This window comes from Burkholderia sp. BCC1999, assembly GCF_905339975.1.
Lineage (GTDB): Bacteria > Pseudomonadota > Gammaproteobacteria > Burkholderiales > Burkholderiaceae > Burkholderia.
Genome location: NZ_CAJPHP010000014.1, coordinates 202,978 through 214,866, shown reverse-complemented (window position 1 = coordinate 214,866; position 11,889 = coordinate 202,978). Strand labels below are relative to the sequence as shown.

General features: G+C 60.4%; 10 protein-coding genes and 4 tRNA genes. 13 read left to right on the top strand and 1 reads right to left on the bottom strand.

What is annotated here, in order from left to right:
• The coding region (locus tag U5809_RS21970) for a hypothetical protein (RefSeq protein ID WP_322088084.1) at positions 1-425 on the top strand (425 nt) is incomplete at its 5' end.
• A 261-nt stretch (positions 426-686) separates the two neighbouring features.
• Here U5809_RS21970 and U5809_RS21965 read toward each other — a convergent pair.
• Complete coding sequence (locus tag U5809_RS21965; RefSeq protein ID WP_322088083.1) at positions 687-932, bottom strand: hypothetical protein; 246 nt, start codon at positions 930-932, stop codon at positions 687-689.
• A gap of 1,255 nt (positions 933-2,187) precedes the next feature.
• On the opposite strand from U5809_RS21965, the gene U5809_RS21960 reads away from it, so the two are divergent.
• The 12 genes from U5809_RS21960 (at position 2,188) to rpoB (ending at position 11,869) form a co-directional block, all read left to right on the top strand.
• A tRNA-Tyr gene (locus U5809_RS21960) sits at positions 2,188-2,273 on the top strand.
• Positions 2,274-2,316: 43 nt separating this feature from the next.
• Positions 2,317-2,390 (top strand) — tRNA-Gly (locus U5809_RS21955).
• A 24-nt stretch (positions 2,391-2,414) separates the two neighbouring features.
• A tRNA-Thr gene (locus U5809_RS21950) sits at positions 2,415-2,489 on the top strand.
• A gap of 68 nt (positions 2,490-2,557) precedes the next feature.
• Positions 2,558-3,748, top strand: coding sequence for an elongation factor Tu (gene tuf / locus U5809_RS21945; RefSeq protein WP_011350666.1), 1,191 nt, complete (start codon positions 2,558-2,560; stop codon positions 3,746-3,748).
• A gap of 59 nt (positions 3,749-3,807) precedes the next feature.
• A tRNA-Trp gene (locus U5809_RS21940) sits at positions 3,808-3,883 on the top strand.
• A 43-nt stretch (positions 3,884-3,926) separates the two neighbouring features.
• Positions 3,927-4,307 carry a preprotein translocase subunit SecE gene (gene secE, locus U5809_RS21935; protein ID WP_006482892.1) on the top strand — a complete coding sequence of 127 codons (381 nt, stop codon included), beginning with the start codon at positions 3,927-3,929 and terminating at the stop codon, positions 4,305-4,307.
• 1 nt (position 4,308) lies between these two features.
• Positions 4,309-4,866, top strand: a complete 558-nt coding sequence (gene nusG, locus U5809_RS21930) for a transcription termination/antitermination protein NusG (protein ID WP_006400672.1) — start codon at positions 4,309-4,311, stop codon at positions 4,864-4,866.
• A gap of 141 nt (positions 4,867-5,007) precedes the next feature.
• Positions 5,008-5,439 carry a 50S ribosomal protein L11 gene (rplK, locus tag U5809_RS21925; RefSeq protein ID WP_006477201.1) on the top strand — a complete coding sequence of 144 codons (432 nt, stop codon included), beginning with the start codon at positions 5,008-5,010 and terminating at the stop codon, positions 5,437-5,439.
• Positions 5,440-6,138: a 50S ribosomal protein L1 gene (rplA, locus tag U5809_RS21920; RefSeq protein WP_006482906.1), complete on the top strand. Its 699-nt coding sequence runs from the start codon at positions 5,440-5,442 to the stop codon at positions 6,136-6,138.
• Positions 6,139-6,446: 308 nt separating this feature from the next.
• Positions 6,447-6,944, top strand: coding sequence for a 50S ribosomal protein L10 (rplJ, locus tag U5809_RS21915; RefSeq protein WP_085043647.1), 498 nt, complete (start codon positions 6,447-6,449; stop codon positions 6,942-6,944).
• Between the two features lie 63 nt (positions 6,945-7,007).
• Entirely contained in the window at positions 7,008-7,382 is a 375-nt protein-coding gene (gene rplL / locus U5809_RS21910) for a 50S ribosomal protein L7/L12 (RefSeq protein ID WP_176051128.1), read from the top strand.
• A 380-nt stretch (positions 7,383-7,762) separates the two neighbouring features.
• The gene (gene rpoB, locus U5809_RS21905; RefSeq protein ID WP_176051127.1) at positions 7,763-11,869 is read left to right on the top strand and encodes a DNA-directed RNA polymerase subunit beta; all 4,107 of its coding nucleotides are present in this window, start codon (positions 7,763-7,765) and stop codon (positions 11,867-11,869) included.
• Positions 11,870-11,889: the final 20 nt, after the last annotated feature.

Here is an 11,889-nt window from a genome sequence, read left to right as displayed (position 1 = left end):
GCGACGGAAATGTGCGTGAGCTGGCCAGGCGCAATGCCGCCGGAACCGGGGCGTTGACGACGTCGATCCGGGCCGAGGTCGTATCCTCGCAATCGGCGCAAATTCATTCCGGCTACCCGGGTTGGCCAAGCACTAGCAACTGGTGTTGCCAAGGCTGCTATCCCCTCGCCCCCTGTTCGAAGTGGCGGCGCTCTCAGTTGGCAGCCGATATGGTCGAGCGCTCGAACGACTATTCGCGGCAACTTCCTCTCGGCGGCTTCGCACAACACCGCGGCACGGCGCAATACGTCTTGCCGCCCGGCAATCTGCCATCTCATCCCATCTGCGCGCTTATTGAGCGCTTTTCCTGCGAAAACCGCGACATTTATCACGATGCTACGAGGTGTGCTTTGCATTTCTCGCACCCCAGTTCGCCGCCCGTGTGAGCGGTGTACTGGGTTCGGCTCGTATGAACTCCGACGTTTCTTGTCGAAGGCACCGAATGATCGAGGAGCAATGAAGCTGCGCGCCAGAATTGCGTCGGATAACGCGATGTGGCGTTATCAAGCGTCGTTCTTCGCTTAATCCTCAAGATATCGCACGCAATCGGCTCATCCGAGGCGTTGAGCGCCCGGTTCGTAGCAAAGGCCAGGGATCCGGACGCAGCGCCGGTTGCAGCGCGTGTGCGCGTCGCCGGGCGGGCGCCGTCAAAAATCAGTGCTGTTCCTTTTGGTGGGTATCGGTTGGCCGTCTCGTAACTCGTAGATTTCCTCGATGAGCGAATAGGCGGTACCGCCGAAGCAATCCCTTCCTTCCTCGATCAGCGCAAAGCTTGTGTTGACGCCGATCGATTGCACCGAGCACTCCGTGTTTGGGTCGCTCGGTGCGGAATCTTTGCCTGGCGGAAACCGGCGCATCGCGCTCCGGCCTTGATCCCGGGTCAGCGCGAGCATCGCTGACCAGCGCTGACCAGCGCGTGTCGGACGTCAACGCCACGGAGCTGCAGGCCAACTCTCCAGCATCTTCGGAGTTATGCGGCGCGGCGAAAGCGCCCGCTTCGAACCTCACGCAAATATTCGCGTTCAGCTGAACGCGGCGTGCGTCGAACGGGCACTCAGGATGCCGGGTGTACGGCGAGGATTCGCTGCGATAAGCCGACCGGATGCTGACGTTGGCCGGCTTGCACGACGACGGGGCGAGGCAACGCGCGCTGCCCCGTAGGACGTTTGCCGAGGTCGCGGCGCGGAGCTTGTGAGACAAGCCTGCGTGTGGAGGCATATCGTCGCCGAGCAAGGGCTGTTACGCGTCCAGGCAGGCCGTACCGTCGGATTTGGTTGGCGGAGCACTGTCGCCGGCGGCGATGACGTAGACGGACTCATCGTTGAGCAGGAGTGCATGGGCTGTCGCGTCCTAATCCATTGACCGCGCGGCGGACGAGCGGCTATGTATCGAGCTCAGGCGTCCGGCATCGAGCGCCGGCTTCAGCCTGTCATACGCAGCGGGCGCTACACCTGGCCTGGGGCGTTTCGCAGTGCGGCTGCCTTCCGAGGTTGGATGACGGATCTCTGCGATCGTGCTCGAACGACAGCAGTTGTCGGCCGGGTTGGTGGCATTTGCGATCAAGGCCATGAAGGCAATCGCAAGAGCCGGCAGGTGCACAAGAAGTCGCACGGGAAGATGATCGGAGGCTTGGAGTGGTATTGCGCCGGCCGCCGACGTCGCCAGAGGCGGGGGAATCTGCCGGCGTTTCGTGCGAACGCGCTGGAGCCGTTGCCAGGCCCACGCGCCGGGGAGCGCGAATAAACCCCGCTGGGTACGGTCGGCAGATCGAGCCAGGCAGCCGCGAAATGGGTAGCGCGAAACCCCGATTTCCGGCAAACAGTCGGGTACTGAAGCCGTCGCGAACGCCGCAGACGGGATCGACGAAGCCGCCCGGCATGAAATTTGCGGAAATTTGCGTCTACCCGCTTGGCATTGTGCGAAAGAGGTCGTATGATGGCGGTCTTTCGTTTTTAGCGCAGATGCAGATCGGCGCTAAGGGCGGAGTCTGACGAAGATGTGGCGCCGGTCGGCAGCGTCTCGTACTTGCCTTAGCCGGGCAGGGGCGGGGGATCGGCGGTAAAGCAGGAGTCGGGAAGAAAGTGAAAATAATCTTCCGGATATGCTTGACACGAGTGCGATGCACCCCCATAATCGTCAGTTCTCTACGGAGGGGTGCCCGAGTGGCTAAAGGGGGCAGACTGTAAATCTGTTGGCTTACGCCTACGTTGGTTCGAATCCAACCTCCTCCACCAAGATATCAGCGCAGTGAGCGGTAAGGAATCGTTAGTGGCCCGTGCGGGTGTAGCTCAATGGTAGAGCAGAAGCCTTCCAAGCTTACGACGAGGGTTCGATTCCCTTCACCCGCTCCAGACCGCTAAGTTGAAGCGTTAAGCGCCCATGTGGCTCAGTGGTAGAGCACTCCCTTGGTAAGGGAGAGGTCGGCAGTTCGATCCTGCCCATGGGCACCAGCAGTAAAAAAAGTCAGTGTCTTGTTTGCGCGCGGCGCAACCTGTGAAATTCCTTTTGGGAGTCGAAAATGGCCAAGGGTAAATTTGAGCGGACCAAGCCGCACGTGAACGTTGGTACGATTGGTCACGTTGACCACGGCAAGACGACGCTGACGGCAGCGATCACGACGGTTCTGACGAAGAAGTTCGGCGGCGAAGCGAAGGCATACGACCAGATCGACGCGGCACCGGAAGAAAAGGCGCGCGGTATCACGATCAACACGGCACACGTCGAGTACGAAACGGCTAACCGCCACTACGCACACGTTGACTGCCCGGGCCACGCTGACTATGTGAAGAACATGATCACGGGCGCAGCGCAGATGGACGGCGCGATCCTGGTTTGCTCGGCAGCTGACGGCCCGATGCCGCAGACGCGTGAGCACATCCTGCTGGCACGTCAGGTTGGCGTTCCGTACATCATCGTGTTCCTGAACAAGTGCGACATGGTGGACGACGCTGAACTGCTCGAGCTGGTCGAGATGGAAGTTCGCGAACTCCTGTCGAAGTACGACTTCCCGGGCGACGACACGCCGATCGTGAAGGGTTCGGCGAAGCTGGCGCTGGAAGGCGACACGGGCGAGCTGGGCGAAGTGGCGATCATGAGCCTGGCCGACGCGCTGGACACGTACATCCCGACGCCGGAGCGTGCAGTTGACGGTGCGTTCCTGATGCCGGTGGAAGACGTGTTCTCGATCTCGGGCCGTGGTACGGTTGTGACGGGTCGTGTCGAGCGCGGCATCGTGAAGGTCGGCGAAGAAATCGAAATCGTCGGTATCAAGCCGACGGTGAAGACGACCTGCACGGGCGTTGAAATGTTCCGCAAGCTGCTGGACCAAGGTCAAGCAGGCGACAACGTTGGTATCCTGCTGCGCGGCACGAAGCGTGAAGACGTTGAGCGTGGCCAGGTTCTGGCGAAGCCGGGTTCGATCACGCCGCACACGCACTTCACGGCTGAAGTGTACGTGCTGAGCAAGGACGAAGGCGGCCGTCACACGCCGTTCTTCAACAACTACCGTCCGCAGTTCTACTTCCGTACGACGGACGTGACGGGCTCGATCGAGCTGCCGAAGGACAAGGAAATGGTGATGCCGGGCGACAACGTGTCGATCACGGTGAAGCTGATCGCTCCGATCGCGATGGAAGAAGGTCTGCGCTTCGCAATCCGCGAAGGCGGCCGTACGGTCGGCGCCGGCGTCGTCGCCAAGATCATCGAGTAAGCCAGTTATTCGTTGATCGACAGTTTTGGGGCTGGCAACAGCCGGCCCCAACATGGTTTAGGGGTATAGCTCAACTGGCAGAGCGTCGGTCTCCAAAACCGAAGGTTGGGGGTTCGATTCCCTCTGCCCCTGCCAAAAAATAGCCACGTGTCCTACGTGGCATTTGTTTTAAGGTGTTATGGCGAATCCATCCGTCGAAACTGTAAATACCTCCGGCGATAAGCTGATGCTGGCCCTGGGCGTATTGCTGGTGTTGGCCGGATTCGTGGGCTTCTTCTGGCTGGCTAATCAGCAGTGGTATGTCCGCGGTGCCGCGTTGGCGGTAGGTATCATCGCCGGCGTGGCCGTCGGGCTGATGTCCGCCCCTGGCAAGAGCCTCATCGCCTTTGCCAAGGATTCGTACAAGGAAGTCCGGAAGGTCGTTTGGCCCACCCGCAAGGAAGCAACGCAAACCACACTCGTCGTGTTCGGTTTCGTGCTCGTGATGGCGATTTTCCTCTGGTTGAGTGACAAATCGATCGAATGGGTGATTTTCTCGGCGATTCTGGGTTGGAAATGATATGAGCGATACTCCGGCATCCCCGAGCGGAAAACGTTGGTACGTCGTGCACGCCTACTCCGGTATGGAGAAGAGCGTGCAACGTGCGCTTCAGGAGCGCATCGAACGTGCTGGCATGCAGGACAAATTCGGTCAGATCCTGGTCCCGACCGAAGAAGTGGTCGAAGTCAAGGGCGGCCACAAGGCCGTGACCGAGCGTCGTTTCTTCCCCGGCTACGTGCTGGTGGAAATGGAAATGACGGACGAAACGTGGCACCTCGTGAAGAACACCGCGAAGGTCACCGGTTTCGTCGGCGGTGCGCGTAACCGCCCGACCCCGATTTCCCCGAAGGAAGTCGAGAAGATCATGTCGCAGATGCAGGAAGGCGTCGAAAAGCCGCGCCCGAAGACCCTGTTCGAAGTCGGCGAGATGGTGCGTGTCAAGGAAGGCCCGTTCACGGACTTCAACGGCACCGTCGAAGAAGTCAACTACGAAAAATCGCGCGTGCGTGTGTCGGTCACCATCTTTGGCCGATCGACCCCGGTCGAACTCGAGTTCGGCCAGGTCGAAAAAGTTTGATCCCGATTCGGTGGGCAGCCTCGGCTGCCCACCTTCGCGCTTACGGCCCGCGTCATGGCCGTTGAGGAGCGTCAGTAGCCAGCGGCGAACGCGCGTTATTACTCACCGAACGCCCCTCCGGCGTTCCAATGAGGTTCACAAATGGCAAAGAAGATTATCGGCTTTATCAAGCTGCAGATCCCTGCAGGTAAAGCCAACCCGTCGCCGCCGGTCGGTCCGGCACTGGGCCAGCGCGGCCTGAACATCATGGAGTTCTGCAAGGCGTTCAACGCGCAGACTCAAGGCATGGAGCCGGGTCTGCCGGTGCCGGTGGTCATCACGGCATTCGCTGACAAGAGCTTCACGTTCGTGATGAAGACGCCGCCGGCAACCGTCCTGATCAAGAAGGCGGCGAAGGTGGACAAGGGCTCGAGCAAGCCGCACACCGACAAGGTCGGTTCGATCACGCGCGCTCAAGCTGAAGAAATCGCAAAGACCAAGATGCCGGACCTTACGGCAGCTGATCTGGACGCAGCCGTTCGCACCATCGCTGGTAGCGCACGCTCGATGGGCATCACTGTGGAGGGCGTGTAAATGGCTAAGATCTCCAAGCGCCGTCAGGCATTTGCCGCCAAGGTTGATCGTCAGAAGCTGTACGCGATCGAAGACGCACTGAGCCTCGTGAAGGAATGCGCGAGCGCGAAGTTCGATGAGTCGATCGACGTCGCAGTCCAGCTCGGCATCGATGCAAAGAAGTCGGACCAGGTCGTTCGTGGTTCGGTCGTTCTGCCGGCCGGTACGGGCAAGTCGGTTCGCGTTGCCGTGTTCGCGCAAGGCGAAAAGGCCGAGCAAGCTCGTGCAGCAGGCGCGGAAATCGTCGGTATGGAAGACCTGGCTGAGCAGATCAAGGCTGGCCAGATGGACTTCGACATCGTGATCGCTTCGCCGGACACGATGCGTATCGTCGGTACGCTCGGCCAGATCCTCGGCCCGCGCGGCCTGATGCCGAACCCGAAGGTCGGTACGGTCACGCCGGACGTCGCAACCGCCGTCAAGAACGCGAAGGCTGGTCAGGTGCAATTCCGTGTCGACAAGGCCGGTATCATCCACGCGACCATCGGCCGTGCATCGTTCGAGCCGACCGCACTGCGTTCGAACCTGTCGGCACTGATCGAAGCGCTGCAGAAGGCCAAGCCGGCAACGAGCAAGGGCGTGTACCTGCGCAAGATCGCACTGTCGAGCACGATGGGCGTCGGCGTGCGTGTCGACCAGGCTACGCTGGCAGCACAGTAAGCAAGTATTCGGGCCGCTTCGTTCGCGAAGCGGCCTACATGGGCTTTGGGCGGTTGTTCGTGCAGTGTGGCGGGCAACCGGTTATCAAAGACCGTTGGTGGGGCGCAGCAGTCAGGTGATCCCTTAATTCAAGCCAACGCAGATGGCGAACCCGAAAAAGTTTTGCAGTGGTGAAGCCGCAGGCCGTGAAGCGATTCGCGGCGTGAGGTGGAAATACTCCTAACGAGGTCGGACGCCGTTGTTGAACGAGGTACGTGAGGTTTCGGCCATGCCGGCCGCGCCGAACGTATCGTTTCTGGAGGCTAACCGTGCCGCTTAATAGAGAAGACAAGCAAGCCGTCGTCGCTGAGGTTTCCGCGCAAGTCGCGAAGGCCCAGACCGTTGTGCTGGCTGAGTATCGTGGAATTGCGGTTGGCGATCTGACCAAGCTGCGCGCGAAAGCGCGTGAGCAACAGGTTTACCTGCGCGTGTTGAAGAACACGCTGGCGCGTCGCGCCGTCGAAGGTACGCCGTTTGCTCCGCTGGCAGAGCAGATGACTGGTCCGCTGATCTACGGCATCTCGGAAGATGCAATTGCTGCTGCTAAGGTCGTCAACGACTTCAGCAAGAGCAATGACAAGTTGGTCATCAAGGCTGGTGCGTTCGATGGCAAGGTGATGGACAAGGCTGGCGTGCAAGCGCTGGCAAGCATCCCGAGCCGCGAAGAACTGCTCTCGAAGCTGCTGTTCGTTATGCAATCGCCTGTTTCGGGTTTCGCGCGCGCTCTGGCCGCGCTGGCCGAGAAGAAGCAAGCGGAAGCTGCGTAATCGAGCGTGCATCAGCGTCATTGATCGCTGGCTGTATCCGAATTCAATTTAGGAGTATTTCAAATGGCAATCGCAAAAGAAGACATCCTGGCAGCAGTCGAAGGGATGACCGTTCTGGAACTGAACGAACTGGTCAAGGCGTTCGAAGAGAAGTTTGGCGTGTCGGCAGCTGCAGTGGCAGTCGCTGGCCCGGCAGGCGGCGGCGCTGCTGCTGCAGCTGAAGAACAGACCGAATTCACGGTCGTTCTGGCTGAAGCTGGCGCCAACAAGGTTTCGGTCATCAAGGCCGTTCGCGAACTGACGGGCCTGGGCCTGAAGGAAGCGAAGGACCTGGTTGACGGTGCACCGAAGGCCGTCAAGGAAGGCGTCGCCAAGGCTGCTGCTGAAGAAGCCAAGAAGAAGCTGGAAGAAGCAGGCGCGAAGGTCGAAATCAAGTAAGTTTCGACGCGCTGTGCGAAGGCTGGCGGTATTTTCACCGCCGGCCTTTTTGTGCTTTGTGGGAACGTTATTCTGGCACTCATTCGGGAGGCCGAATAATCGACCCTAGAGGCCAAAGAAAACCGCCTGATCGTTGTGAAAGATCACTCACGATTGGCGGTTCTCTTTGTCTTCTGAAGCGACTGCAGAAGGCAAGTTTGGTCGGGTAGCGGGCAACACAGGCATCCGCTGCCGTCAGCCAGCGGTTGGTAGCGGCCAACCACCAAGCTTCTCGGCTCGTTCAAGCCGTCAACGGCCATCGGGTCTCAGTCGGTGAACACTCGGGTTTGAAACGTCCAGGTATTCCGCCTCGATAGCACCCGCCGTGATTCGGAGATCGTATGCAATATTCCTTCACCGAGAAGAAGCGCATTCGCAAGAGTTTCGCGAAGCGCCCCATCGTTCACCAAGTTCCGTTCTTGCTGGCTACCCAGCTTGAATCATTCAGCACGTTTCTGCAAGCCGATGTGCCGGCGACACAACGCAAGCCTGAAGGTTTGCAGGCCGCGTTCACATCGGTATTTCCCATTGTTTCGCACAACGGTTTCGCGCGCCTCGAGTTCGTGAGCTATGCGCTGTCCTCGCCGGCATTCAACATCAAGGAATGCCAGCAGCGGGGCCTGACGTACTGCTCCGCGCTGCGCGCGAAGGTCCGCCTTGTCATTCTCGACAAGGAATCGCCGAACAAGCCGGTCGTCAAGGAAGTGAAGGAGCAGGAAGTGTACATGGGCGAAATTCCGCTCATGACGCCGACGGGCTCGTTCGTCATCAACGGCACCGAGCGTGTCATCGTCTCGCAGCTGCACCGTTCGCCGGGCGTGTTCTTCGAACACGACAAGGGCAAGACGCACAGCTCGGGCAAGCTGCTGTTCTCGGCACGGATCATTCCGTACCGCGGCTCGTGGCTCGACTTCGAATTCGATCCGAAGGACATCCTGTACTTCCGCGTCGACCGTCGCCGCAAGATGCCGGTGACGATCCTGCTGAAGGCCATCGGCCTGACGCCGGAACAGATCCTCGCGAACTTCTTCGTGTTCGACAACTTCACGCTGATGGACGAAGGCGCGCAACTCGAGTTCGTGCCCGAGCGCCTGCGTGGTGAAGTCGCGCGTTTCGACATCACGGACCGTGATGGCAAGGTCATTGTCCAGAAGGACAAGCGGATCAACGCGAAGCACATTCGCGACCTCGAAGCCGCGAAGACCAAGTTCATCTCGGTGCCGGAAGACTATCTGCTCGGCCGCGTGCTGGCGAAGAACGTCGTCGACGGCGACACCGGCGAAGTGATCGCGAGCGCGAACGACGAAGTCACGGAAAGCGTGCTCGAGAAGCTGCGCGAAGCGGGCATCAAGGACATCCAGACGCTCTACACGAACGACCTGGACCAGGGCCCGTACATCTCGTCGACGCTGCGTGTCGACGAAACGACCGACCGTACGGCCGCTCGTATCGCGATCTACCGCATGATGCGCCCGGGCGAGCCGCCGACCGAAGAAGCGGTCGAGGCACTGTTCAACCGTCTGTTCTACAGCGAAGAAGCGTACGACCTGTCGAAGGTCGGCCGTATGAAGTTCAACCGCCGCGTCAGCCGTGACGAAATCACCGGCCCGATGACGCTGCAGGACGACGACATCCTCGCGACGATCAAGATCCTCGTCGAGCTGCGCAACGGCAAGGGCGAAGTGGACGACATCGACCACCTCGGCAACCGTCGCGTGCGTTGCGTCGGCGAACTGGCGGAGAACCAGTTCCGCGCCGGTCTCGTGCGTGTCGAGCGCGCGGTCAAGGAACGCCTCGGCCAGGCCGAAAGCGAAAACCTGATGCCGCACGACCTGATCAACTCGAAGCCGATTTCGTCGGCGATCCGCGAGTTCTTCGGTTCGTCGCAGCTGTCGCAGTTCATGGACCAGACCAACCCGCTGTCGGAAATCACGCACAAGCGCCGTGTTTCCGCACTGGGCCCGGGCGGTCTGACGCGCGAACGCGCAGGCTTCGAAGTCCGCGACGTGCACCCGACCCACTATGGCCGCGTGTGCCCGATCGAAACGCCGGAAGGTCCGAACATCGGCCTGATCAACTCGCTCGCACTGTACGCGCACCTGAACGAGTACGGCTTCCTCGAGACGCCGTACCGCAAGGTCGTGGACAGCAAGGTGACCGATCAGATCGACTATCTGTCGGCGATCGAGGAAGGCCGTTACATGATCGCGCAGGCAAACGCCGCGATCGACGAGAACGGCCAGTTGATCGACGAACTCGTGTCGTCGCGCGAAGCCGGCGAAACGATGATGGTCACGCCGGACCGTATCCAGTACATGGACGTCGCGCCGTCGCAGATCGTGTCGGTTGCAGCCTCGCTGATTCCGTTCCTCGAGCACGATGACGCGAACCGTGCACTGATGGGTTCGAACATGCAGCGTCAGGCCGTGCCGTGTCTGCGTCCGGAAAAGCCGGTCGTCGGGACGGGCATCGAGCGCACCTGTGCGGTCGACTCGGGTACGACGGTTCAGGCGTTCCGTGGCGGCGTCGTCGACTATGTCGACGCAGGTCGTATCGTGATTCGCGTGAACGACGAAGAAGCGGTCGCAGGTGAAGTCGGTGTCGACATCTACAACCTGATCAAGTACACGCGTTCGAACCAGAACACGAACATCAACCAGCGTCCGATCGTGAAGATGGGCGACAAGGTCTCGCGCGGCGACGTGCTGGCCGACGGCGCCTCGACGGACCTGGGCGAGCTCGCGCTCGGCCAGAACATGCTGATCGCGTTCATGCCGTGGAACGGCTACAACTTCGAGGATTCGATCCTGATCTCGGAGAAGGTGGTCGCGGACGATCGCTACACGTCGATCCACATCGAAGAGCTGAACGTCGTTGCACGTGACACGAAGCTCGGGCCGGAAGAAATCACGCGCGACATCTCGAACCTGGCGGAAATCCAGCTCGGCCGTCTCGACGAATCGGGCATCGTGTACATCGGTGCGGAAGTCGAAGCGGGCGACGTGATGGTCGGCAAGGTCACGCCGAAGGGCGAGACCCAGCTGACGCCGGAAGAAAAGCTGCTGCGCGCGATCTTCGGCGAGAAGGCTTCGGACGTGAAGGACACGTCGCTGCGCGTGCCGTCGGGCATGAGCGGCACCGTGATCGACGTCCAGGTGTTCACGCGTGAAGGCATCCAGCGCGACAAGCGTGCGCAACAGATCATCGACGATGAACTGAAGCGCTATCGTCTCGACCTGAACGACCAGCTGCGCATCGTGGAAGGCGACGCGTTCCAGCGTCTCGCACGCATGCTCGTGGGCAAGGTCGCGAACGGCGGCCCGAAGAAGCTCGCGAAGGGTACGAAGATCGACCAGGCTTACCTGGAAGACCTCGACCACTACCACTGGTTCGACATCCGCCTCGCGGACGACGAAGCAGCGGCGCAGCTCGAAGCGATCAAGAACTCGATCGAGGAAAAGCGTCACCAGTTCGACCTCGCGTTCGAAGAGAAGCGCAAGAAGCTCACGCAAGGCGACGAACTGCCGCCGGGCGTGCTGAAGATGGTCAAGGTGTACCTCGCGGTGAAGCGTCGTCTGCAGCCTGGCGACAAGATGGCAGGCCGTCACGGTAACAAGGGTGTCGTGTCGAAGATCGTCCCGATCGAAGACATGCCGTACATGGCCGACGGCCGTCCGGCAGACGTCGTGCTGAACCCGCTCGGCGTGCCGTCGCGGATGAACGTGGGTCAGGTTCTGGAAGTGCATCTCGGCTGGGCCGCGAAGGGTCTCGGCTGGCGTATCGGCGAAATGCTGCAGCGTCAGGCGAAGATCGAGGAAATGCGCGCGTTCCTGACGAAGATCTACAACGACTCGGGCCGCCAGGAAGATCTGGAAAGCTTCACCGACGACGAGATCCTCGAACTCGCGAAGAACCTGCGCGAAGGCGTGCCGTTCGCAACGCCGGTGTTCGACGGTGCAACCGAGGAAGAAATGGGCAAGATGCTCGACCTCGCGTTCCCGGACGACATCGCTGAACAGCTCGGCATGAACCCGTCGAAGAACCAGGTCCGTCTGTACGACGGCCGCACGGGTGAAATGTTCGAACGTCGCGTGACGCTCGGCTACATGCACTACCTGAAGCTGCACCACTTGGTCGACGACAAGATGCACGCGCGTTCGACCGGCCCGTACTCGCTCGTCACGCAGCAGCCGCTGGGTGGTAAGGCGCAGTTCGGTGGCCAGCGTTTCGGTGAAATGGAAGTGTGGGCACTCGAAGCGTACGGCGCGTCCTACGTGCTGCAGGAAATGCTGACGGTGAAGTCGGACGACGTGAACGGCCGGACCAAGGTCTATGAGAACCTGGTCAAGGGTGATCACGTCATCGATGCAGGCATGCCGGAATCCTTCAACGTGCTCGTGAAGGAAATCCGCTCGCTCGGTATCGACATCGATCTCGACCGCAATTAATCGGACTACGGAGAGAAAGC

Coding starts and splice junctions, on each gene's coding strand:
- rplK (WP_006477201.1), top strand. CDS start 5,008: ATGGCAAAGAAGATTATCGGCTTTATCAAGCTGCAGATCCCTGCAGGT.
- rplL (WP_176051128.1), top strand. CDS start 7,008: ATGGCAATCGCAAAAGAAGACATCCTGGCAGCAGTCGAAGGGATGACC.
- secE (WP_006482892.1), top strand. CDS start 3,927: ATGGCGAATCCATCCGTCGAAACTGTAAATACCTCCGGCGATAAGCTG.
- tuf (WP_011350666.1), top strand. CDS start 2,558: ATGGCCAAGGGTAAATTTGAGCGGACCAAGCCGCACGTGAACGTTGGT.
- U5809_RS21965 (WP_322088083.1), bottom strand. CDS start 932: ATGCTCGCGCTGACCCGGGATCAAGGCCGGAGCGCGATGCGCCGGTTT.
- rpoB (WP_176051127.1), top strand. CDS start 7,763: ATGCAATATTCCTTCACCGAGAAGAAGCGCATTCGCAAGAGTTTCGCG.
- nusG (WP_006400672.1), top strand. CDS start 4,309: ATGAGCGATACTCCGGCATCCCCGAGCGGAAAACGTTGGTACGTCGTG.
- rplA (WP_006482906.1), top strand. CDS start 5,440: ATGGCTAAGATCTCCAAGCGCCGTCAGGCATTTGCCGCCAAGGTTGAT.